This is a genomic window from Sphingobium limneticum, assembly GCF_008710155.1.
Classification (GTDB): domain Bacteria; phylum Pseudomonadota; class Alphaproteobacteria; order Sphingomonadales; family Sphingomonadaceae; genus Sphingobium; species Sphingobium limneticum.
The window spans coordinates 1-22,676 of the sequence record NZ_VYPZ01000011.1 but is presented as its reverse complement, the minus strand read 5'-3'; the positions used below and the strand labels follow the sequence as shown (position 1 = coordinate 22,676).

General features: G+C 64.8%; 20 protein-coding genes and 1 riboswitch. Of the genes, 19 read left to right on the top strand and 1 reads right to left on the bottom strand.

The features are described 5' to 3' along the window. The first annotated feature begins 21 nt into the window (after positions 1-21). The 16 genes from F4U94_RS14180 to F4U94_RS14105 all read left to right on the top strand — a co-directional run bounded on the left by F4U94_RS14180 (position 22) and on the right by F4U94_RS14105 (position 18,825). Positions 22-936, top strand: a complete 915-nt coding sequence (locus tag F4U94_RS14180; protein ID WP_120252365.1) for an NAD(P)H-binding protein — start codon at positions 22-24, stop codon at positions 934-936. Beyond that, entirely contained in the window at positions 933-3,152 is a 2,220-nt protein-coding gene (locus tag F4U94_RS14175; protein ID WP_232016402.1) for a PQQ-dependent dehydrogenase, methanol/ethanol family, read from the top strand. Before F4U94_RS14180 ends, F4U94_RS14175 begins: the two co-directional genes overlap by 4 nt. Positions 3,153-3,160: 8 nt before the next feature. Beyond that, the gene (locus F4U94_RS14170; protein ID WP_120252366.1) at positions 3,161-4,768 is read left to right on the top strand and encodes a GMC family oxidoreductase; all 1,608 of its coding nucleotides are present in this window, start codon (positions 3,161-3,163) and stop codon (positions 4,766-4,768) included. Positions 4,769-4,808: 40 nt separating this feature from the next. Then, positions 4,809-5,357: a TetR/AcrR family transcriptional regulator gene (locus tag F4U94_RS14165; RefSeq protein WP_120252367.1), complete on the top strand. Its 549-nt coding sequence runs from the start codon at positions 4,809-4,811 to the stop codon at positions 5,355-5,357. Further along, complete coding sequence (locus F4U94_RS14160; protein ID WP_120252368.1) at positions 5,357-6,655, top strand: cobyrinic acid a,c-diamide synthase CobB; 1,299 nt, start codon at positions 5,357-5,359, stop codon at positions 6,653-6,655. The genes F4U94_RS14165 and F4U94_RS14160 overlap by 1 nt, the downstream gene beginning before the upstream one ends. Before the next feature lie 12 nt (positions 6,656-6,667). Beyond that, positions 6,668-6,856, top strand: a riboswitch (cobalamin riboswitch). A 153-nt stretch (positions 6,857-7,009) separates the two neighbouring features. Continuing rightward, the gene (locus F4U94_RS14155) at positions 7,010-8,962 is read left to right on the top strand and encodes a TonB-dependent receptor plug domain-containing protein (RefSeq protein ID WP_120253439.1); all 1,953 of its coding nucleotides are present in this window, start codon (positions 7,010-7,012) and stop codon (positions 8,960-8,962) included. A 26-nt stretch (positions 8,963-8,988) separates the two neighbouring features. Continuing rightward, positions 8,989-9,525 (top strand): hypothetical protein, encoded by a 537-nt coding sequence (locus tag F4U94_RS14150; protein ID WP_120252369.1) that lies wholly within the window; start codon positions 8,989-8,991, stop codon positions 9,523-9,525. Further along, complete coding sequence (locus F4U94_RS14145) at positions 9,525-9,932, top strand: DUF1636 domain-containing protein (RefSeq protein WP_120252370.1); 408 nt, start codon at positions 9,525-9,527, stop codon at positions 9,930-9,932. Before F4U94_RS14150 ends, F4U94_RS14145 begins: the two co-directional genes overlap by 1 nt. Beyond that, positions 9,929-10,942, top strand: a complete 1,014-nt coding sequence (gene cobT, locus F4U94_RS14140; protein ID WP_120252371.1) for a nicotinate-nucleotide--dimethylbenzimidazole phosphoribosyltransferase — start codon at positions 9,929-9,931, stop codon at positions 10,940-10,942. The genes F4U94_RS14145 and cobT overlap by 4 nt, the downstream gene beginning before the upstream one ends. After that, on the top strand, positions 10,942-11,511 hold the full coding sequence (locus F4U94_RS14135) for a histidine phosphatase family protein (RefSeq protein WP_120252372.1): 570 nt from the start codon (positions 10,942-10,944) through the stop codon (positions 11,509-11,511). Before cobT ends, F4U94_RS14135 begins: the two co-directional genes overlap by 1 nt. After that, a complete protein-coding gene (locus F4U94_RS14130) occupies positions 11,508-12,227 on the top strand; it encodes an adenosylcobinamide-GDP ribazoletransferase (RefSeq protein ID WP_120252373.1) in 720 nt (239 codons plus the stop codon). Before F4U94_RS14135 ends, F4U94_RS14130 begins: the two co-directional genes overlap by 4 nt. Beyond that, positions 12,224-13,204 carry a threonine-phosphate decarboxylase gene (locus F4U94_RS14125; protein WP_120252374.1) on the top strand — a complete coding sequence of 327 codons (981 nt, stop codon included), beginning with the start codon at positions 12,224-12,226 and terminating at the stop codon, positions 13,202-13,204. The genes F4U94_RS14130 and F4U94_RS14125 overlap by 4 nt, the downstream gene beginning before the upstream one ends. Beyond that, positions 13,197-14,138 carry an adenosylcobinamide-phosphate synthase CbiB gene (gene cbiB, locus F4U94_RS14120; RefSeq protein WP_120252375.1) on the top strand — a complete coding sequence of 314 codons (942 nt, stop codon included), beginning with the start codon at positions 13,197-13,199 and terminating at the stop codon, positions 14,136-14,138. The genes F4U94_RS14125 and cbiB overlap by 8 nt, the downstream gene beginning before the upstream one ends. Beyond that, positions 14,135-14,641 (top strand): bifunctional adenosylcobinamide kinase/adenosylcobinamide-phosphate guanylyltransferase, encoded by a 507-nt coding sequence (gene cobU, locus F4U94_RS14115; RefSeq protein WP_120252376.1) that lies wholly within the window; start codon positions 14,135-14,137, stop codon positions 14,639-14,641. Before cbiB ends, cobU begins: the two co-directional genes overlap by 4 nt. Positions 14,642-14,721: 80 nt before the next feature. Next, the gene (gene nov2 / locus F4U94_RS14110) at positions 14,722-16,194 is read left to right on the top strand and encodes a lignostilbene-alpha,beta-dioxygenase NOV2 (protein WP_120252377.1); all 1,473 of its coding nucleotides are present in this window, start codon (positions 14,722-14,724) and stop codon (positions 16,192-16,194) included. Positions 16,195-16,413: 219 nt separating this feature from the next. Further along, on the top strand, positions 16,414-18,825 hold the full coding sequence (locus tag F4U94_RS14105) for a TonB-dependent receptor (RefSeq protein ID WP_120253440.1): 2,412 nt from the start codon (positions 16,414-16,416) through the stop codon (positions 18,823-18,825). A gap of 57 nt (positions 18,826-18,882) precedes the next feature. On the opposite strand, the gene F4U94_RS14100 is transcribed toward F4U94_RS14105, so the two are convergent. After that, positions 18,883-19,926 carry an aromatic ring-hydroxylating dioxygenase subunit alpha gene (locus F4U94_RS14100; RefSeq protein ID WP_120252378.1) on the bottom strand — a complete coding sequence of 348 codons (1,044 nt, stop codon included), beginning with the start codon at positions 19,924-19,926 and terminating at the stop codon, positions 18,883-18,885. A gap of 83 nt (positions 19,927-20,009) precedes the next feature. Here F4U94_RS14100 and F4U94_RS14095 point away from each other — a divergent pair, with 83 nt between their 5' ends. The 3 genes from F4U94_RS14095 to F4U94_RS14085 all read left to right on the top strand — a co-directional run bounded on the left by F4U94_RS14095 (position 20,010) and on the right by F4U94_RS14085 (position 22,539). Further along, positions 20,010-20,555, top strand: coding sequence for a TetR family transcriptional regulator (locus F4U94_RS14095; RefSeq protein ID WP_170271941.1), 546 nt, complete (start codon positions 20,010-20,012; stop codon positions 20,553-20,555). A 101-nt stretch (positions 20,556-20,656) separates the two neighbouring features. After that, the gene (locus F4U94_RS14090; protein ID WP_120252380.1) at positions 20,657-22,126 is read left to right on the top strand and encodes an aldehyde dehydrogenase; all 1,470 of its coding nucleotides are present in this window, start codon (positions 20,657-20,659) and stop codon (positions 22,124-22,126) included. A gap of 2 nt (positions 22,127-22,128) precedes the next feature. Further along, a complete protein-coding gene (locus tag F4U94_RS14085; RefSeq protein WP_232016404.1) occupies positions 22,129-22,539 on the top strand; it encodes a hypothetical protein in 411 nt (136 codons plus the stop codon). The last annotated feature ends 137 nt before the right edge of the window (positions 22,540-22,676 follow it).

The window sequence follows — 22,676 nt, the reverse complement described above, 5'->3', positions numbered from 1 at the left end:
ATGATGCAAGCGAGAGGACGCATGGGGAAGATCATCATTTCAGGCGCTTCGGGCGCCTTCGGCCGTGCGGCGGCGGAATTGCTGCTGGAAAAGGTCGCGCCGCAGGACGCGATATTGCTCACCCGCACACCGGCGAAGCTGGCCGATCTGGCGGCACGGGGCGCCGACGTTCGCTTCGCCGATTTCGACGACCCGGCCAGCCTGCCCGCCGCGATGGCCGACGGCGAAAAGATGCTGCTGATCAGCACCGCGCGCGTCGGCACCCGCGTCGGCCAGCATCGCAACGCCATCGAGGCGGCGGCTGCGGCGGGTGTGAAGCATATCGTCTATACCTCGATCATCGCGGCCGACGCGCCCGGCAATCCCGCCATCGTCAAGAACGACCATCGCGCGACCGAGGAGATCATCGAAGCGTCCGGCGCGGCCTGGACCCATTTGCGCGACAGCCAATATGCCGAAGCGATCGCCGGGCCGATGACGATTCCCGCGCTGATGTACGGCGGCAAGCCCGACAATTGCGGCGATGGCCCGGTGGCTTTCGTCAGCCGCGACGATTGCGTCGCGACCGCCGTGGGGGTGCTGACCCAATCGGGGCATGAGAATCGCGCCTATGTGCTGACCGGCCCCGACCTTCTCACCATCCCGCAGGCGATGGCGCTGGCGAGCGAACTGGCCGGCAAGCCGATCCTGGTCGAAGCGGTCGATGACGAGGCGATGTTCGCCTATTTCGATGCGCTGGGCGCGCCACGCCATGCCTCCGACATCATCCCCGATGGCCCGATTCCCTGGTCCAGCGACGATATGGTGACATTCGGCCAGTCCATCCGCGAAGGCTATTTCGCATTGAAGACGGACTGGGTGGAAAAGATCACCGGCAGCAAGCCCAAAAGCCTGCGCGACGTGATGCTGGCGCATAAGGAAAGCTGGCCCCTGTGAAGAACAGCATTACTGTGATCGACCGCATGAAAAAGCCGCTGATTATATTGGCCAGCCTGCTGGCGCTTTCTTCCTGCACCGGTCGCGGACCGGGCGGCAGCAGCGGCGCTGGTGACAACTGGCCCTATACCGGCGGCGACGTCTGGGGCAGCCATCATTCGCGCCTGACCGATATCGACAAGGGCAATGCCGCCCGGCTCGGCCTGGCTTGGTCCTACGACCTCAACACCAACCGCGTGCAGGAAGCGACGCCGGTGGTGGTCGATGGCGTGATGTACACCAGCGGCAATCTCGGCCGCGTCTATGCGCTCGACGCCGCGACCGGCAAGCCGCTCTGGACCTTCGAGCCGGAGGTGGACATGCAGGCGAACCGGTCCGCCTGCTGTGATCAGGCCAATCGCGGCGTCGCGCTCGCCAAGGACAAGGTGATGGTCGGTGCGCTCGACGGCATGCTCTACGCGCTCGACGCGAAGAGCGGGAAGGTCGTCTGGAAGGCCGACACGGTGGTCGATCACAGCCGCGGCTATACCAGCACGGGCGCGCCTGAAGTGGCCGGCGACCTCGTCATTCTCGGCAATGCCGGCGCGGAATATGACACGCGCGGATACGTCACCGCCTATCGCATCGCCGACGGCACGCAGGCGTGGCGCTTCTACACCGTCCCGCATGATCCGGCGAAGGGGCCGCAGGAGGACAAGGCGCTCGACGTCGCGCTCAAGACCTGGGACGCCAAAAGCCGTTGGGATATCGGCGGCGGCGGCACCGTCTGGGATGCGATCAACTATGATCCCAAGTTCGGCACCGTGTATATCGGGGTCGGCAATGGCGGCCCCTATTCGATCGCAACCCGCTCGCCCAAGGGCGGCACCAACCTCTATCTCTCCTCGATCGTCGCGCTGGATGCCAAGAGCGGCGCTGTGAAGTGGCATTATCAGGAAACGCCCGGCGACAGCTGGGACTTCACCGCCACCCAGCCGATGGTGCTGACGGAGATGGAGGTGGATGGAAAGGTCCGCCCGGTCATCCTCCACTCGCCCAAGAACGGCTATCTCTTCGTGCTGGACCGCGAAACCGGCAAGCCGCTGCGCGTCAATCCTTTGGTGCGGACCAACTGGACCAAGGGGTTCGACAAAAACGGCGTGCCGCAGATGACGCCGGACCGCACCGATTTCTGGAACGGCCCGCGCCTCATCTTCCCGGCCTCGGCAGGCGCGCGCAACTGGTATCCCGCCGCCTATGATGCCGAACGCAAAAACTATTATGCCTCCGTGCTGGACATGGGGAACCTGATGTTCACCGTGCCGCCCGGCACTCCTGCGGAAGCGCGACGGCCCAAGGCGCTCAACGTCCAGACGACGCTCATCTTCACCCCGCAGTTGCAGGCCGTGTTGCCGACCCTGCCGCCCGCGATCCGGGAACAGGTGGAAAAGCTGCCCGAAATGCAGTGGGTGAAGGATAAGCCATATAGCAGCGAATTGCGCGCGATCGATCCTCTCACCGGAAAGGCGCGATGGTCGGTGCCGACCGAAGGCTGGCAGGATCGGATGGGCATGCTCTCCACCGCGTCGGGCCTGATCGTTCACGGCACCATCGGCGGCAAGCTGACCGTCCGCGACGCGGATACCGGCAAGCTGATCAAGGCAATCGACACTGGCAGTGCGATCATGGCCGCGCCCATGACCTATCGGGTGAAGGGCGTGCAATATGTCGCGGTCGCGGCTGGCTTTGGCGGCGGTGGCTGGGGCTATGTGCCGCGCTATTCGGCCGCCTATCGCAACGGCAACGCCAACCGCATACTGGTGTTCAAGCTGGACGGCGGCCCGGTGCCGCAACCCACGCCGCTGCCGCCGCTGGAACCCGCCACAGCGCCACCGGCCCAAAGGCCCGGCGTGACCCCCGCGATCATCGCAAAGGGGCAGGGGCTGTTTTTCCAGAATTGCGCCATCTGCCACAGCAACCAGTTGCGCTCCACCGCGCCGGACCTGCGCCGGATGCAGCCGGGCACGCATGAGGTCTTCAACCAGATCGTGCGCGACGGCCTGTTGCTGCCGGGCGGCATGCCGCGCTGGGACGATCTGCTCAGCGTCGAGGATGTCGATGCCATCCACGCCTGGCTGATCGCGGAGCAGGGACCGCTGCGCGAACGGGAACTGAAGTTGAAGGCCGCCGGCAAGCCGATCGACGCGCCCAGCGCCGCCATTATGTCCAATTTCTAGGAACCACCATGGAAGACACCGATATCATCGTCGTGGGTGGCGGTTCGGCCGGGTCCGCGATGACCGGGCGGTTGGCCGACGCGGGCCTGTCCGTCACCCTGATCGAGGCGGGCGGGACCGACCGGCATATGCGCTCGCGCATCCCGGCGCTCACCAGCGCCATCGTCCAGAACCCTGCCTATGACTGGTGCCATCAGGTGGAGCCGGACCCGTCGCTGGGCGGCCGGGCGGATATCTGGCCGGCGGGCAAGATGCTGGGTGGCGGTAGTGCGCTGAACGGCATGATGTTCATCCGTGGCCATCGCTGGGACTATGATGAATGGGCGCGGCAGGGTGCGGCGGGCTGGGACTATGATTCAGTCCTGCCCTATTTCCGGCGCATGGAAGATAATGAGCGCGGCGCCGACCAGTGGCGCGGCACTGGCGGCCCGGTCGCCGTTTCCGAAGGCCGCGCCCGCTATCCGATCACCGACCAGTGGATCGCGGCGGCGCAGGCGGCGGGCATCCCGCGTTCGACGGACCTGAATGGCGAACATGCCGAGGGCGTCGATTATGTGCAGGTGTCGCAGCGACGCGGCGAGCGTTGTTCGGCGGCGCGTGGCTATCTTCACGAGCGGCGCGGCGGGAAGGCGCCCGCTATATTGTTGGAAGCGCAGTTATTGCGGCTTCTGATCGAGGACGGGCGCGCCGTCGGCATCGTCTATTGGCAGGACGGCGTCGAAAAGACGCTGCGCGCACGCCATGGCGTGGTGTTGAGCGCCGGGTCGATGAATACGCCGCGCCTGCTGATGCTGTCGGGCATCGGTCCGGCCGATCATCTGCGCGCCCATGGCATCGCCGTCGTGCGCGACCTGCCCGGCGTGGGGGCCAATCTTCAGGATCATGTCGGCACCCATGTGGTGAACGAAGTCGATGTGCGGACGCTCAACAGCGATGCGCAGGGGCTAAGCGGGGCTTGGCAAGTCTTGCGCTATGCCCTCGCCCGGCGCGGCGCACTGACCACCGCGATCGGCCATGCCCAGGCCTTCGTGAAGAGCAGGCCGGATCTGCCCGCACCCAATCTCCAGATCAGCTTCGCCGCCTTCGCCTTCGACTTCGATGAGCAGGGGCGGCTGATGCTGCGCAAGACGCCGTCCGTCTCCACCTTGGTTGGGCTCATGCGGCCCAGCCATCGCGGGCGGATCAGCCTGCGGTCCGCCGACCCATTCGCGCCGCCGAAAATCGAGCATCGGCAATTGGGCAGCGACGATGATATCGACCAGATCGTCGAGGGTATCGGCATCGCTCGCGCTATCCTGAATGAGACAGCGATTGCGACACATATAAAGGCCGAGTTGCGCCCCGGCGCGGCGCTGACCGATCCGGAGCAATTGCGCGGATATGTCCGCATGGCGTCGATCCCGCTCTATCATCCGGTCGGTACCGCGAAGATCGGCCGGGCGGACGATCCGCAGGCGGTGGTGGACGCCGATCTCGCCGTCATCGGCGTGGATGGCTTGTGGGTGGCGGACGCGTCCGTCATGCCGACCCTGCCGGCGGGCAACACCAACGCGACCGCGATCATGATCGGGGACAAGGGCGCGGATCATGTGCTGAAAAAGCTGCGTCGCAACTGAGGCGCTGGCGGCAGGCGGGCGGCTTTGCCACAAGGCGGTCATGAAACTGAGTCGTGACGCCATCGTCGATGAAGCGATCGCCCTGTTGCAGGAAGAGGGGCTGGAGGCGGTGTCGCTGCGCAATGTGGCGGCCCGTCTGGACGCGAAGGCGCCCTCGCTCGCGCGCCATGTCGGCGACAAGCAGAGCCTGCTGGCGCTGATGTCGAACCGCCTGTTCATGGGGGCGCTGGATGACGTCGCCTCTGGTGGACCATGGACGGACTGGATGGTGCGCTTTGGTCAATCGCTCTGGCGCAAGCAACGCGTGACCCGCGACGCGGCGCTGCTGATCGCCGCTGCGCCGGCCCATATCGGCTCCATGGAGGCGATAGCCGATCGTCTGAGCGCACAGATCGGCGCGGTGGGCCTACCGCCCGCGCGCGGCATGATGATCCAGTCGGCGGTGCAGGCTCTGGTAACGGGGTGGACCGGTTTTGCCACTGGCCCGCAGGGCGGCGATATCGCTCGACTGGTGGAGATCGACGCCGCCGTGGATGCCAGCCTGATCGCGCTGGTCCAGGGTTTTGCCGCATCGAGCGACGATCTGTGATGCTTGGAAAAGGGCTGATCATCGGCGCCCCTGCGTCGGGCGCCGGCAAGACGATGGTGACGATCGGCCTGCAACGGGCCTTTGCCGATCGCGGCCTCGCCGTGCAGGGCGCCAAATGCGGGCCGGACTATATCGATCCGGCCTTTCACGCGGCCGCGACCGGGCGGCCCTCGATCAATCTGGACGGGTTCGCCATGGCGCCGGCCATGCTGCGCGGGCTGGCCGCACATGTCGCATCCACTGTCCAACTCGTTGTCGCAGAAGGGGCGATGGGCCTTTATGACGGCGCACGGGCGGAAGGTCGGTCAGGCGCCTCCGCCGATGTCGCGCACCTGCTGGACTGGCCGATGCTGCTGGTCGTCGATGCCCGCGCCGCAGCGCAGACGGTGGCAGCGGTGGCGCATGGCTGCGCGACCTTTCCGGGCGCGCCCGCCATTGCCGGCGTGATCGCCAACCGGGTGGCCAGCCCCCGCCATCGCCGCATGATAGAGGATGGCTTTGCCCGCATCGGCCTGCCCCTGCTGGGCGCGATTTCAACCGATGAGGGGCTGGCCATGCCGTCGCGCCATCTGGGTCTGGTGCAGGCGGGCGAAACGGATGAACTGGAAGCGGGGATCGCGGCGATCGCGCAGCGCGTAGCGGCGCAATGCGATCTGGATGCGATCCATGCCGCGGCCGGAGCGACGGCGGATTTTCCGGCACTCAATCCGGGCATCCATCCGCCGGGGCAACGGATCGCCATCGCCCGCGATGCGGCTTTCAGCTTCTTCTACCCCCATATGGCGCATTGGTGGCGATCGGCCGGGGCGGAGCTGCACTTCTTCTCTCCGCTGGCGGACGAAGCGCCGCCGGCCGATTGCGATGCCTGCTGGCTGCCGGGCGGCTATCCCGAACTCCATGCCGGGCGGATCGCGGCCAATCACCATTTCCTGACGGGCCTTCGCACCTTCGCGCAAAATCGACCGGTTCATGGCGAGTGCGGCGGTTACATGGTGCTGGGCCGCACGCTGGAAGATGGGGATGGCGCGGTGCATGCCATGGCGGGCCTGCTGCCGATGGACAGTAGTTTCGCACAGCGGCGCAGGACATTGGGCTATCGCCGAGCCCGGTTGCGCCAGAATAGCAGCTTCGCTCCTGCCGGACAGCCATTGCTGGGCCATGAATTTCATTATGCGACGATCACCGCCAGCGAAGGCGAAGCGCTGGCCGACATGGCCGATGCGGAGGGACAACCACTTGCGCCCGCCGGCCATCGGGCGGGCCATGTGACGGGCGGCTTCTTCCACTTGATCGCCTGATCCAACTCCATTACGGCGGCCCTTGCGTCAGGTTCCCCGCAAGGGGATCAAAAGGGAACGGGGTTCAAGACCCCGGCTGCCCCTGCAACTGTGAGCGGCGAGCCATCGAGGCACAGGCCATTGGGATCATGATCCCGAGAAGGCGCTTCGAAACGGCATGGACCCGCAAGCCAGGAGACCTGCCTGTCGCGGTCGTTCTTCGTCCGGACAGGGTGTGCCGGTCGAACGAGGATATCCTCGCGCAACGACAAGCTGACCGTGCGGATTCGCGCGGCGGTGAAGTCGTGCGCATTGGCGTTCGGCATCGCTGTCGCGCCGCGCCCGCCCGGTCCTGTCAAAGACTGGGGGATTATCATGCACTGGATTTCAAAAAGCGGACTTTTCATTCTGGCGGGCCTGTCCATCCCCGGCTTCTCGACGCCGGCCATGGCCGAGGATGCGAGCGAGGTGATCGTCACGGCGCTGCGCCAGCCGCAGGCGATCGAGCAGGTGGCCTCGAGCATCACCGTGCTCGACAAGGCGGCGATCGACGCCGCGCAGGCTCTCACCGTATCGGACCTGCTGATCCGCACGCCCGGCATCAGCTTCACCCGCAATGGCGGCTATGGCACGGCGACGTCGATCCGTATCCGCGGTGCGGAGGCCGATCAGACCGTGCTGGTGATCGATGGCGTCAAGCTGGCCGATCCGTCCTCGACCGGCGGCGGCTATAATTTCGCGACGCTGATGACCGGCGATATCGACCGGATCGAGATTTTGCGCGGGCCGCAGTCGATTCTGTGGGGCAGCCAGGCGATCGGCGGCGTCGTCAATGTCGTGACGGCGCGCGCGCAGCGGCCGATCGAAGGCAGCTTCGATATCGATGCGGGATCGCGCGACACCGTCAGCGCCCGCGCCGCGCTGGGCGGTCGGCAGGGGGCGCTCGATTGGCAGGTCGCAGGCAGCCGCTTTACGACGCAGGGGATTTCCGCGATCAGCCCGCGCTATGGCGCCAAGGAGAAGGACGGCTATAGCAACAGCACGCTCAATGGCCGGCTGGGCGTTGCACTGGCGCCGGGTGTGTCGGTCGATATGCGGGGCTATTATGCCAAGGGCCGTACCGATATCGACAGCGCCGGGACCGTGCCCGACAGTCCGGAATATTCGCAGACCGAGGAGTGGATCGGCTATGCGGGCCTGAATGCCGACCTGTTCGGCGGGGCACTGCACAACCGTCTGTCCTTCAGCCGTAGCGAAACGATACGCGACAATATCAATCCGTCGCGCAAGCAGCGCCCGCTCAGCTTCGCGGCCAAGGGCGAAACCAACCGCTACGAATATCAGGGCGTGCTGACGATCGGGCAGGGATGGACGGCGACTTTCGGCGCGGAACGCGAAGAGCAGCGGATGCGCACCGCATCGCCCCCCAACAGCCTGGCCTCCTACGCGACCATCCGTGGATCGGCCGATATCGACAGCCTTTATGCGCAACTCAATGTCGAACCGCTGGCCGGGCTGACCCTTAATGGTGGGGTGCGCTACGACCATCATTCGACCTTCGGCGGCAATACCGTCTTCGGCGCAGGCGCGGCCTGGGCGCTGGCCAAGGACAGCACGATTCTGCGCGCGAGCTATGGTGAGGGGTTCAAGGCGCCGACGCTTTATCAACTCTATAGCGACTATGGGAATATGGCGCTGGTGCCGGAAAAGTCGCACGGCTGGGATGCGGGTATCGAACAGCATCTGTTCGACCATGGCTTGATCCTGTCGGCCACCTGGTTCGACCGCAGCACCGATAATCTCATCACCTATAATGGTTGCCCGACGACCAACCGGCCGCCGCTTTGCTATGCGCCCGGCACGACCATGCCGCGCTTGGGCTATTACGCCAATGTCCAGCGCAGCGAGGCGCACGGGCTGGAACTGGCCGGGGTCGCGCATGTCGGTCGATTGACGCTGGACGGCAATTATAGCTGGGTATCGGCGGAGGATCGCTCGCCCGGCCTCAACTATGGCAACCAGTTGGCGCGGCGTCCGCGTCATGCGGCCAATGGCACGCTGCGCTATGACTGGACCTTCGGCCTGAGCACGGCGGTCGCAGTCCGTTGGTCGGGTAAGGCGCTGGATGCGGCGCGGACGAGCGCGACCGTGGCGCCGTTCGTGAACGATGCCTATACGCTGGTCGACCTGCGCGCCGAAATGCCGGTGCTGGACAAGCTGACGCTGTTTGGTCGGGTCGAAAATCTGTTCGACGACTATTATGAGACGGCGCGTCGCTATGGTCAGTTGGGGCGCAGCATCCATGCCGGCCTGAGGGCACGGTTTTGATATCCTATGAACGGGAGTGCATGACTATGGATAGCCTGTCCCCTGCCACCGCCCGCCATCTGTGGGTGGGACTGATGACGGTGGCCAGCACCGTGACGACACTGGTGCTGGCCTGCGCCACGCCCTTTCCCGCGCTCGCCGCCATCGCTGCGCTGTATGTTCGGCGACAGGAAGGCATCATCCTGATGCTCGCCGCCTGGGCGGTGTCGCAGGGGGTGGGATATTGCCTGCTTGGCTATCAGATGACCGCCGAGAACGCCTTCTGGGCCGTAACCATGGCGCTGGCCGCGATCGCGGCGGTGATGTGCGCGGGTTGGGTGGCCGGTCGATCGGCTGGAGCACATCCTGCGCTCCGGCTGGCGGCCGCCTATGGCGTGGCATTCGTCGCGTTCAAGCTTGTCGTTCTGGGCGGGGCCGTGCTGCTTAATTCCGGTTGGGCGGCGTTCGCGCCGGACATATTGGCGCGGCAGTTCGTCCGCTACGCCATGATCCTGGGCGGGTTGCTGGGGTTGCAATATCTGCTCGATCGCGGCGGCTTGCTGCGCGCCGGAGTGGCCGTCTGATGCTGCGCGCGGTCGAGGATGGCCCGGCGGTGGTAGTATGCAGCAGCTGCCGTCATTCGGCGGACGCGCGGGAGGATGGAGAGGGCGTGCGCGGCGGCGCCCGGCTGGCGGAAGCGTTGCGCAGGGTCAAGGCTGGCTCGGATCGTTATGACGCGGTAGCGGTGCAGGATATGCCCTGTCTCTTCGCCTGTTCCGACCATTGCACCGTCCATCTGCGCGCGCCGGGCAAGATCGGCTATGTGCTGGGCCGCTTTACGCCGGATGAGGACGCGGCGCGCGCGATCCTGGACTATGCCGTCCATCATGCTGAAAGCGAGCATGGGCAGGTGCGTTATGCCGACTGGCCGCAGGGGGTGAAGGGGCATTTCATCGTGCGGACGCCGCCGCCGGGTTTCGTCGCGACATGAGCCTATTCCCAACCGTTGCGGCGTTCGATGCCGCCTTGGCGTCCCTACCGGCTGCCGATGCGCCTTGCCGGGCGGCGGCCGGCGCGCGACAGGCGCAACTGACCAAGCCTGCCGGATCGCTCGGCCGGCTGGAAGAGATTGCCATCTTCATGGCGGGTTGGCAGCGGCGCGCGCGTCCACGGGTCGATCGTGGGCGCGCGGTGATCTTTGCCGGTAATCACGGCGTGACCCGCTATGGGGTCAGCGCCTTTCCGCCCGAAGTGACCGCGCAGATGGTTGCCAATTTCGCGCGCGGCGGGGCGGCGATCAATGCCTTGGCGGGCGCGGCCGGGCTGGACTTGCGCGTCGTGCCGATCGCGCTGGACCAGCCGACGGCCGATTTCACGGTCGAACCGGCGATGAACGAAGCCGAATGTCTGATTGCGCTCAATATCGGCGCGGAAGCGGTCGAACCGGGACTGGACCTGCTGCTGCTCGGTGAAATGGGGATCGGCAACACGACGGCGGCGGCGGCTTTGTGCCAGCGCAGTTTCGGCGGTAACGCGACGGACTGGGTCGGCGCCGGAACGGGCGTCGGCGGTCATGGTCTGGAGGTCAAGCGAGAGGTGGTCGAGTTGGCCATCGCCTGCCATGCCCACGCGCCCGCGACGCCGTTCGAGACGTTGCGTCGGGTCGGCGGGCGAGAAATCGTGGCGATCGCCGGGGCGATGCTGGCCGCGCGCCTTCACCATGTGCCGGTGGTGCTGGACGGCTTCATCTGCGGTGCTGCGCTGGCGCCGCTGGCCGCTGCAATGCCATCCATCACCGACCATATATTGGCCGGGCATCTGTCAGCCGAAGCGGCGCACGGACGATTGCTGGAGCGACTGTGCCTGAGCCCGCTGCTCGACCTCGACATGCGATTGGGCGAAGGGAGCGGCGGCGCGGTGGCCGCAGCGGTCATCCGATCGGCACTCGCGGCGCATGACCAGATGGCGACCTTTGTCGATGCCGGCGTATCGGCCGGGTGATGACGGGCCGGCTGCTCCACCTGATGCGGCATGGCGCGCCTGTCGTCACCGGGCGGTTGCTGGGGCATAAGGACTGGCCCGCCACGGATGCGGGCATAGCGGCCTGCGTCGCACGCGCGGAATCGTTGGCGGTGTCGGCGATCATCTCTTCCGACCTGCTGCGCGCGCGGCAAGGGGCCGACGCTATCGCCATTCGGTGTGACATCCTGCCCCAGATCGATTCCCGCTGGCGTGAACTGGACTTTGGTGCCTGGGATGGGGTCCATCCGGCGACGCTGGATGCCGGTACATTGGCAGATTTCTACGCCGATCCCGATGCCTGCCCGCCGCCCGGTGGCGAACGCTGGTCTGCGCTGACGGGGCGGGTCGATGCGGCAATCGCGGCGCTGCCGGCGGAACCGGCGCTGGTCGTGACTCATGGCGGCGCGATGCGGGCGGCGCTGGCGCTTCTATGCGGTTTCGAGCAGCGCCAGCTGTGGGCGTTCGACTTGCCCTATGCCGCCTGCCTCACCCTACGTCTCTGGCCGGGCGAGCGACGCTGGGCGCAGATTGTCGGGCTGACGACATGAAGGGTTTGATCCTCTCGCTCCAATTCCTGACTCGCCTGCCAATGCCGCAAATCGTGGCCAATGCGGATGATTTTGCATGCTCCATCCGCTGGTTTCCGCTGGCAGGGATGGTTGTCGGGGCGGTCGTCGCCGGCGCGGCATGGGGCGGCGGACGGATCGACCCATGGACCGGGGCGCTGCTGGGATTACTGGCCTGGGTCTGGGTAACGGGCGCGCTGCATCTGGATGGGCTGGCGGATCTGGCCGATGCGCACGCCGCCGCCCATAAGGGGCGCGACCGGCTTTTGGCGGTGCTGGCCGATCCGCATGTCGGCGCTATGGGCGTGACGGGCGTGGCACTGCAACTCATCGCCAAGCTGATATTGCTGCACGGCCTGATCGAAGCCGGAGCGATCGGCGCCCTTGCTTTCATCCCGTTCGCGGCGCGAACCGCACCGCTCTGGTGGAGCCGTTGCTTGCCGCCGTTGCATGATGGACTGGGTACCCGCTTTCGCCTTGCCGTCCGTCCGGTCGATTTGGGCCTGTGGACGGCGGTGCTGATGCTGGCTGCGTGGTGGTGCCCGGCGTTGATGGGGACTTTGCCGCTCATCGGCCTGTGGGGCTGGTGGGTGAAGACACGCATTGGCGGCATATCAGGGGACAGCCATGGCGCAGGCATCGAACTGTTGGAAAGCGGGCTGTTGCTGGTCATGCTGATCCTATTGCGCGTCGTATGACAGGCTGGACCTTTCATGGTGGCAAGCTAGACGCGGCGCGGCGGATTTTCGGTGATGGGCAGGCGCCGTGGATGGACTTGTCGACCGGGATCAACCCAGACAGTTGGCCGGTGGAGAAAGCGCCGGCTTTCAACTGGCGGGCGTTGCCCGACGATGCGCAATTGGCGGTGCTGGAACATAATGCGGCGGCGCATTTCGGTGTGGATCCCTCGCATCTCTGTGCTGTGCCGGGCAGCGAAGCGGGGTTGCGGTTGTTGGGGGAATTGTTGCCGGGGGATCTGCTCCACGGCGCGGCCTGCTATCGCACCCATCGCGACATTCGGCCCGACAGCCGGGCTTTTGCGCCTGATCGGGATGACCCGGCCGGCAAGATATTGCTGCTCGCCAATCCCAATAATCCCGATGGTCGCCTTTTGGACCGGGAAGCGCTGGACGGGTTGTTGCACCGGCAGACGGATAGCTGCGGCTGGCTGGTGCTGGACGAGGCCTATGCCGATTACCGGCCGGAGAGCAGCCTGGCGCATCGGATCGAGGATGCGCAGCGCCTGATTATCTTTCGTTCCTTCGGCAAATTTTTCGGTCTGGCCGGGTTGCGCCTCGGCTTCGTGATCGGCCCGCGGTCCATCATCGCGCGTTTTCGCGAGAGGCTGGGAAGTTGGCCGCTCTCCACGGCCGCGCTTGTGATCGGGGCCGCCGCCTACGCCGATCGCGACTGGATCGTCACCATGCGGATACAGTTGATCGCGCAAGCGGCGGCGCTGGATGACGTGCTGCGCGCCCATGATCTAGAACCGCAAGGCGTGTGCCCGCTGTTCCGGCTGATCGAGACGGACAATGCGATGGCGCTGTTCGAGCGTCTGGCTCGACAGGCGATCCTGACCCGTCCGTTCGATGAGAATGCGCGTTGGCTGCGGATCGGCTTGCCACAAGGCGCAGACAGCCTTGCGAGACTGGACGAGGCGCTGGCCCATGGTTGAGCCGGTGGCGGTTTTGGCCCTGGCGGTCGAGGCGGTCATTGGCTGGCCCAATGCGCTGCATCGCCGGATCGGGCATCCGGTGGGGGCCTTCGCTGCCATCATCGCATGGTGTGAAAAGACATGGAACCGACCGGAAAGCGCCGAGGGGTGGCGCAGGCTTGCCGGCATCCTTTGCGTTCTGCTGCTGCTTATTCTGGCGGTCGGCGGCGGCCTTTTGCTGGAGCAGGGATTGCGGCTGGTCGCGGGACGTTGGGCCTGGATCGGCATCACTCTGATGGCCGTACCGGGCATGGCAGCGGGCAGCCTTTATCGCCATGTCCGCGCTGTCGCTGTGCCGTTGCACGACAGGCGGATCGAGGATGCACGCGCGGCCGTCAGCATGATCGTGGGGCGCGATACCGCGCGGTTGGACGAAGCGGGTGTGGCGCGGGCGGCGATCGAGAGTCTCGCCGAAAGTTTTTGCGACGGGGTGGTGGCGCCGCTGTTCTGGTTGATGCTGGGCGGGTTGCCGGGCCTTTGGGCCTATAAGGCGATCAATACCGCCGACAGCCTGATCGGCCATCGCGAGCCGCGCTGGCGTGCCTTCGGATGGGCGGCGGCGCGGCTGGACGACCTGCTCAACCTTATTCCCGCGCGGTTGTCGGGCTTGCTGCTCTGTGTGGCTGGTGGCGGCGGATGGGGCACTATGCTGCGCGATGCCGGGCGTCATGCCTCGCCCAATGCGGGGTGGCCGGAGGCGGCGATGGCTGGCGCGCTGCATTTTTCTCTGGCCGGGCCGATCGCCTATGATGGCGTGGCGCAGGACAAAGCGTGGATTGGGTCGGGACGGAGCGACCTGAGCGCGGATGATATCGACGCGGCTTTGCGCGTTTATCTGCGGGCCTGCCTGCTGCTGGGGCTGATCGCCGGACTATTTGCATGGAGACTGTCATGAGCCTGTTGTTCGTGTTGGGTGGCGCACGGTCGGGCAAGAGCCGCTACGCCCTGAAACGCGCCGAAGCCCTGCCGGGCGAGTTGCTGTTCGTTGCCACCGCGCAGGCGCTGGACCACGAGATGGACAGCCGAATTGCGCGGCATCGCGAGGAGCGCGGTCCGCGCTGGCGCACAATCGAGGAGCCGGTCGATCTGGCGGCAGTGGTGCGGGCGGAGGTGCGGGCGGATCGCGTGTTGCTGATCGACTGCCTGACATTATGGGCGTCCAACCTGATGTTCGCGGATCGGGATATCGATACTGCGACCGGGGCGTTGGTCGCGGCGCTGGGTGAAGCGCAAGGGCCGGTGATCCTGGTTGCGAACGAAGTCGGACTGGGCATCGTGCCCGACAATGCGCTGGCGCGCCGCTTTCGCGATGTCGCAGGCATCGTCAATCAGGCCGTGGCCGCTTGCGTGGATGAAGCCGTGTTCATGGCAGCGGGCTTGCCGATGCGCCTGAAATAGCGGCGCACCCTCCACTCTCCTCTTGCAACAACCATAACGATTGTTACTATGAGTCGAGATAAGAGAGGAGCTTCAAGGCCATGCCAGCCTATCCCCAGACCATCCATTTCGTCGGGCTGAACACGCCCGTCGGTATCGAATGGTCCGCCCGCAATCTGGATGTGATCGGCACGATCCCGGCCGAAATTGACGGGGCCTTCTTTCGCGCCGTGCCCGATCCGGCGCATCCGCCGATGTTCGATGACGATATCATCCTGTCGGGCGACGGCATGGTCGCGAAATTCGCCATCCATGACGGGACGGTCGATTATGCGATCCGCTATGTCGAAACGGAGCGCTACGCGCTGGAGAAGGGCGCGCGGCGCGCGCTGTTCGGCCAGTATCGCAACCCTTTCACCGATGACCCTGCCGTGGCTGGCCGGGATCGTACCGTCGCCAACACCACGCCGGTCTGGCATGGCGGGCGGCTGTTCATGACCAAGGAAGATGGCCTGGGTTACGAGGTCGATCCCGATACGCTGGAGACGATCGGCCGCTGGGATTATCATGGCGCCTTCACGTCGCAGACCTTTACCGCGCATCCGCGCGTCGATCCGCAAACCGGGGAAATGTTCTTCTTCGGCTATGAAGCGGATGGGGTGTGCTCGACGAAGATCGCCTATGCCATCGCCGATCGGGACGGCCATCTGATCAGCGAACAATGGTTCGATCAGCCCTATTGTTCGACCATCCATGATTTCGCGATCACGGAACACTACGCCATCTTCCCCATTTTTCCCACGACGGCCGATCTCGACCGGCTGAAAGCGGGCGGCGCGCATTGGGCGCATCAGCAGGATCTGGAGAGCTGGGTCGGCATCATGCCGCGTTATGGCAAGGTGGAGGAGATGCGCTGGTTCAAGGGGCGGCCGGGTATATCCGCCTTCCATCTGGTCAACGCCTTTGAAGAGGGTGGGCTTATCCATCTCGACCTCTGCCTGTCGGACACCAATGCCTTTGGTTTCATGCGCGAAGCCGGTGGCGTGCAGCGCGACCAGCGCGATATCCAAGGCGGCCTCACCCGCTGGACCTTCGATCTGGCGAAGCCCGGGGATGGCTATGAGGAACGGGTCGTCGGCCCGCCGGGCGATATGCCGCGATTGCGCGATGCCGATCAGGGGCGGCCCTATCGTTCGGCCTGGTATCTGTCGATGAACCCGCAGGGCGGGCCGCCGCTGCCCGGTGGGCCGGTGGGCTTCGCTTTCAACGCCCTGTTGCAGATCGAGCCGGGCAACGGCCGTATCGACATGATGGGGTTGGAGTTCGGCATGGCGATCAGCGAACCGGTGCATGTGCCCTCCGCGCAGGCGGATCAGGACGGCTGGTTGCTGATGGTGGTGGACCGGCAGGCTGCGGAATCGTTTCAGTCGGAACTGTGGGTCGTGGATGCAGGCGCGATCGGTGCCGGTCCGGTCGCCCGCGTGCCGATGCCATTGCCGATGCGGGCGCAGGTACATGGCGCCTGGGTATCTGCGGCGCAATTGGCACGAGGCAAGGCACGTCAGCCCGCTTGACAAAATACTAACGATCGTTATTGATTGACGGGAGAGGGGCGGGCCTAAAGTCCGTTCTCTCCAACAAGGACTGCAAAGCAGAACCGGCCATCGGCACCGGCGAGAGGATGACAGGACAAGGCAGGCGCATCGGCGCCGCCCCCGACCGGAACCCGACCAAGCGGGTTCGGTGTCGCCCCTCCCATGCCTGCGGCCGACCAGAAGAGGGAGGAAGAGATCATGTCCAACGGGAAGTGCGCATTTCGGGGCCATGTGGCGATGCTGGCGCTGGTTAGTGCGATGACGGGCGCGATGATGGCCGTGCCGGCGCTGGCGCAAGAGGCCCCGGCATCCGGGCCAGCGCCCGAACAGCAGGCGGCGGATCAGGCCAATAGCGCCGATATCATCGTCACTGCCCAGTTCCGCGCACAAAATCTCCAGGACACGCCGATCGCGATCACCGCCGTATCGGCCGATACGCTAGCGGCGCGCAGCCAGACCAGCGTGACCGATCTGGGCCAGTTCGCGCCCAACGTCGCATTGGCGCCGGCGACGAGCATTCAGGGCAATGCCGTAGCCGCCTTCATCCGCGGTGTCGGCCAGTTGGACGCCAGCTTCGCGTTGGAGCCGGGCGTCGGCATCTATATCGACGATATTTATTATGGCACGACCTTTGGCGCGGTGATGGACCTGACCGATCTGGAGCGGGTCGAGGTGCTGCGCGGGCCGCAGGGGACGCTGGCCGGCAAGAATAGTGTGGGCGGCGCGGTGAAGCTGTTCAGCAAGAAGCCCGATTCCACGCCGGGCGGCTTTGTCGAAGCGACCTATGGCCGGTTCGACCGGCTGGAACTGCGCGGCAGCGCCAATATTCCGCTGACCAACGATCTGTTCCTGCGCGTGTCGGGCGTGTCGAAAAATGTCGACGGCTATATGAAGCTGCTCGATTATGGCTGCGTCAACCCGACGTCGGGTATCCCGGCCAGCAGCGGCAACAAGAATTGCCAGACCGGCACCGAAGGCGGGATCGACGTGATGGGGCTGCGCGCCGCCCTGCGCTACGCCCCGGCCGGATCGCCGCTGGAAATCAACATCGTCGCCGATGTGTCCAAGGACAAGAGCGAGGTGGTCGCGACCAAATTGCTCTATGCCAATAATCCGTTGGTGCGCAGCTATGTCCCGGGTGACGCGACGGCGGGCATCCCGTTCGACGGCCGTTTCCTGACGGGATCGAAGAGCTACACCTCCTATGCGACCTATGGCACGGGCGGCAATTATACGACCGTGTTCGGCATTCCGACCCAGATCGCACCGGGCGGCTTTACCGCCAGCCCGACCAGCACAGTCAAGGCCTGGGGCGTGTCGGGCACGATCGACTATGATTTGTCCGATGCGCTGAAATTGAAGTCGATCACCGGCTATCGTAGCGCGAACGGTACCAGCGCGATCGACGTGGATGGATCGCCGCTTGCCATATTGTTGCAGGAATTCACCTATGGCCATGAGCAGTTCACGCAGGAACTGCGCCTGAGCGCCAATTTCAATGACAAGGTCGACCTGACCGTCGGTGGCTTCTATTACAAGGCTACGGATACGATCAAAGGGCGCAGCCAGATCCCGACCCTCTTGTTCGATTTTCTGTCGGACGACGTGATCAAGAATCGCAGCATATCGGCCTTCGCCCATGGCGAATTCCATGTCACCGATGCCTTCAACATCATCGGCGGCCTGCGCTACACGGACGATAAGAAGACCTATCGCTATTCCCGGCGCAATGTGGATGGGACATTGCCGAGCGGGGCCTTCTTCACCCCCAATTTCCTGCTGGTCGGGCTGGACGGTTTGACCGGCACATTCAGCGGCAATCGGTTGGATTACCGCATCGGCGCCAATTATCGCTGGTCGGACGAACTGATGACCTATGCGCAGCTGTCGACCGGCTTCAAGGGCGGTGGCATCAACCCGCGCCCGTCTGCGCCCGATCAGGTGCAGAGCTTCGGCCCGGAAAAGCTGACCACCTATGAGGCCGGCTTCAAGGCTGATTTGTTCAGCCGGATGCTGCGCCTGAACGGTGCGGTCTTCCTCAACAAATATAATGATATGCAGCTGGTCCGCTACCAATGTCCGGAAAGCATCGTCCTGTCCTGCTCGGTGCCGTCCAATGCGGGCGATGCCGAGGTGTTCGGGTGGGAACTGGAAGCGCAATTGCGGCCGACAGAGGGCCTGTCGTTCGATGCGTCCATCGGCTATCTCGACTTCGATTATAAAAAGATCACCAATCCCGCGACCCTGGTGACGGAGGACATGATCGCGCCCTTCATCAGCAAATGGCAGCTGTCGGCCGGCGTGCAATATGAAGCGGACCTTGGCGGCAACGGCACGCTGACACCGCGGATCGATTGGTCCTGGCGCTCCAACTTCTATTATAATTCGGTCAACAACCCCTATAATCTGATCGACGCGCCCAGCCTGGTGAATGCGCGGCTGACCTATCAGGCGCCGGACAAGGATTGGTCGCTCAGCGCCGGCGTCACCAATGTCTTCGACAAATTCTACTATAATGGCGTGGCGGAAAATGTCGGAACCTTCGGCGTCGTGACCGGCACCGTCGGCCGCCCGCGCGAATGGACGATCACGGCCAAGAAGAGCTTCTGATTTCCTGTAGGGAAGGGGAGGAAGGCTCGTCCGCCATAAGCGGGCGAGCCTTTTTCATTATGCCGCTTCCGCTTCGCCTGCTTCGGCGCGGGCAAGGCGTTCGACCAGCCGGTTGAACAGGGTGACGCCGCGATCATGGACGGTGGGCATGATGCGCGGTGATGGCGTCCGGTCGATCACGCGCTGCTGCGCCTCGATCATGACCTTGTCTTCGGCAAAGGCGCGGTCGGCGAGGGTCATCAGCATGTCGCGTATGGCCTCGTCGCCATGGTCGCGATGCGGCCCCCAGGAGAAGAAATAGCGCGCCGTCCGGTCGCCGGTCGGGGTCACTGCCTGGCTAGTGAAGGTGACGGCGCCGATCGCCTCGGCATAGTCGGGCTGTGCGAAGCCGCACCGTTCGGCCGTTCCGGCGACGAAGCTGCCGCTCCACATCAGCAGTATGCCGGGCAGCAGGAAATCATAGGTTTGCCAGCTGTCGATCAGGGCGTCGCTCTTGCGTCGGCCGGGGCCGTGGGTGCCCACGACCCAGCGCTCGAACCGTACGCCGCGCTCCAGCGGCGTGAGGCGCGGGCGTTCGTCCGCAAATTCGGGACCGGCACCGAAACTCTCTGCATGGACATAGCTCAGATGGCTGAAGTCGAGCAGATTGTCGTTGATCAGCCGCGCTTCGGCCGCATAGTCGAGGAAGCCGCGGCCGAGAATATAGTCGGGATTGTCGAAGCCGACCGCTGGCGGAATCAGCGCCGGGTCGGCCAGGGCCGGATCGCCCATCCAGATCCAGACCCAGCTATGGCGCAGTTCGACCGGATAGCTGCGCAGACGCGCTTGCGGCGGGATCATGTCCTGCCCCGGTATCTGGACCACCGCGCCGTCCGCGTCGAACAGCAGGCCATGATACATGCAGCGCAGCCTTGCCCCTTCGCATCGGCCAAGAGACAAGGGTGCCAGCCGATGGAGGCAGCGATCCTCGAACGCGACCAGCCGGTCTTCTGCCGACCAAAGCACGATGGGTTCATTCAGGATGGATATGGCCATGGGCCTGTCCGGTTCCAGATCCTGCGCCCAGGCGGCGACATACCATGCATTGCGCACATAGGTCATTTCGGCTCTCCCTCGTTTATTGAACAATGTTCAATGAACGTTGTTCAATTGTCAAGCGAGCGGGCTTGCGGCAAGAGGGTAGGGTGAAGATCAGACAGGAAGAGATTGTCGAGGCGGCGCTGACGCTGGTCGACGAACAGGGGCTGGGCGCGCTCAATATGCGTGCGATCGCGGCGCGTCTGGGCGTGCAGGCGTCGGCGCTCTACTGGCATGTGCCGTCCAAGACCGCGCTGATGCGGGCGATGGCGCAAAGCTTCCATGCGCGCGCGCTGGCGGTGGCGGGCGCGGGGGCGGCGAAGGATTGGCGCCGCTGGCTGATTGATTATGGCTTAGCGCTGCGGCGCGCATTGCTTAGTCATCAGGGGTCGGCGCTGCTCTGCGCGACGGCGCGGCCAGCGCCCGATACGGCGGCGGCTGCGGGCGATCTGTTGGCCGCGCCACTGGTGGCGCAGGGGCTGTCACGCGCGCATGCGCTCAGTTGCCTCGCGTCGATCAATGCGCTGGTGCTGGGCTGGGCGGTGTATGAACAGAGCGAGGCGATGCACGATCATCTGGCCGAGATGATCGGTTTCGACGAGAGTTTCGCGTTGGGACTGGAGGCGATGGTGTCGGGCTTTCACGTCGATTGACCCGTTGCAATAATAATAACGTTCGTTATGGTGTTGAGGTGATTCAAGCCAGTCGCATGCCCAGCAAGGGCGCGGCGGCGACATGCAGAAGAGGATAGACCATGACCCCCGACGCCGTTCGCATCGCCCATCCCGACAAGCTGTTCATCGGCGGCGCCTGGGTCGCATCGACCGGCGACGGCGTGATCGAGATCGTGTCGCCCAATAGCGAAGAGGTCGTCGCCCGCGTCGCCGACGGGACGGAAGCGGACATGGACCGCGCCGTCACCGCCGCGCGCAAGGCGTTCGATGAAGGGCCGTGGTCGACCATGGCGCCGGCCGAGCGCGGAGCGATCGTCCGGCGGATGGGTGCGGAACTGGAAAAGCGCGCGCCCGAACTAGCGGCCGCCTGGACCGCGCAGGTCGGCGGCCTCGCCAGTTTCGCGCCTGTCATGACCGGGGGAGCGACCGCGACGCTTATGGCCATCGCCGGCTATGCCGACAACTATCCCTTTGTGGAACGGCGGCCATCGCACATGGTCGATACCGCGATCGTGGTGCAGGAGCCTGCCGGCGTGGTCGCGGCGATCGCGCCCTGGAACGCGCCGTATGGCATCATGTCGGCCAAGGTCGCTTATGCGCTGGTCGCAGGCTGCACCGTCATCATGAAGCCCTCGCCGGAAACGCCGCTGGAAGCCTATATCATGGCGGAAGCGGTGGCGGCGGCGGGCGTGCCTGCGGGCGTTGTCAATCTGGTTGCGGCCGGGCGCGATGCGTCGGATCATCTGGTGCGCAATCCTGGCATCGACAAAGTGACGTTCACCGGATCGACGCTGGCCGGCAAGCGGATCGGCGAGGTCTGCGCCGGTCGCGTGGCGCGCTGCACGCTGGAACTGGGCGGTAAGTCTGCGGCGATCGTGCGCGACGATTTCCCGATCGAGGTCGCCGCCGCGATCCTGGGCAACACCATCACCATCATGAGCGGGCAGGTTTGTGCGATGCTGAGCCGCGCGATCGTGCCGCGTCATCGGCATGACGAACTGGCCGAGGCCATCGCCAGGGTGATGCAGGGCATCCGCATCGGCCATAGCGACGCAGCCGACACGCAACTCGGCCCGGTAGCGATGAAGCGCCAGCTGGAACGGGTAGAGGAGTATATCGGCCTGGGGCGCGAAAGTGCCGACCTCGTGACCGGCGGCAGTCGGCCTGCGCATATGAACAAGGGCTATTTCATCGAGCCGACCCTGTTCGCCAATGTCGATAACAACAGCCGCATCGCGCAGGAGGAGATTTTCGGCCCGGTGCTCTGCCTGATTCCGGCCGAGGATGAGGAAGACGCGATCCGCATCGCCAATGACAGCGCCTTTGGCCTTAACGGATCGGTGCTGACCAACGATGCCGATGCCGCCTACCGCATCGGCCGGCGCATCCGCGCGGGTGGCTTCGGCCAGAATGGCATGAAACTGGAATTCGGTCTGCCCTTTGGCGGGTTCAAGCAGTCTGGTATCGGTCGAGAAGGCGGGGTCGAGGGGCTGCATCCCTATCTGGAAACGAAAACGATCCTGCTCGACGCGGCGCCTGCGGGCTTCTGACGTTGATCGCTCTGGACGCGCAGGGGCGTGGCGCCGGCGGGGCGTTCACCGTTGCCAGGATCATTTTCGGCGGCTGGTTCCTCTTTTCCGGGGTGGAATATTTCACCCCTTTCGATCTCCAGCCACTGGGTAACACGCCGCTGGCGCAGGAATTCACGCTGGCGCTGATCCATTCGGGTCTGTTCGCCTGGATCAAGGTTATGGAGGTGATCGCGGCGCTGCTGATTCTCTCGAACCGGGCAGTGCTTCCGGCGGCACTCGCCTGCGTGCCGCTCAATATCGTTATCGGCTACTGGAATTTCGTTCTGGACCCTGGCCTGGTCGAATACGCGTTCGGAATTGTGACATTGCTGCTCAACGCGATTCTGCTGTGGCCCTGGCGGCAGGATCTGATCGGACTGCTGCGTTGGTGAGGTGCGGTGAACATCTGCTCCCATGGGGTGAGAGGGCGTGTTCGGATGCATATGAAATAAAAATGCAAAAACGTTATTGACCGAATCATCAGGTCCACTTAGAGGGCTTTTCACCGGACGGGGCGCTGCCATCAGGT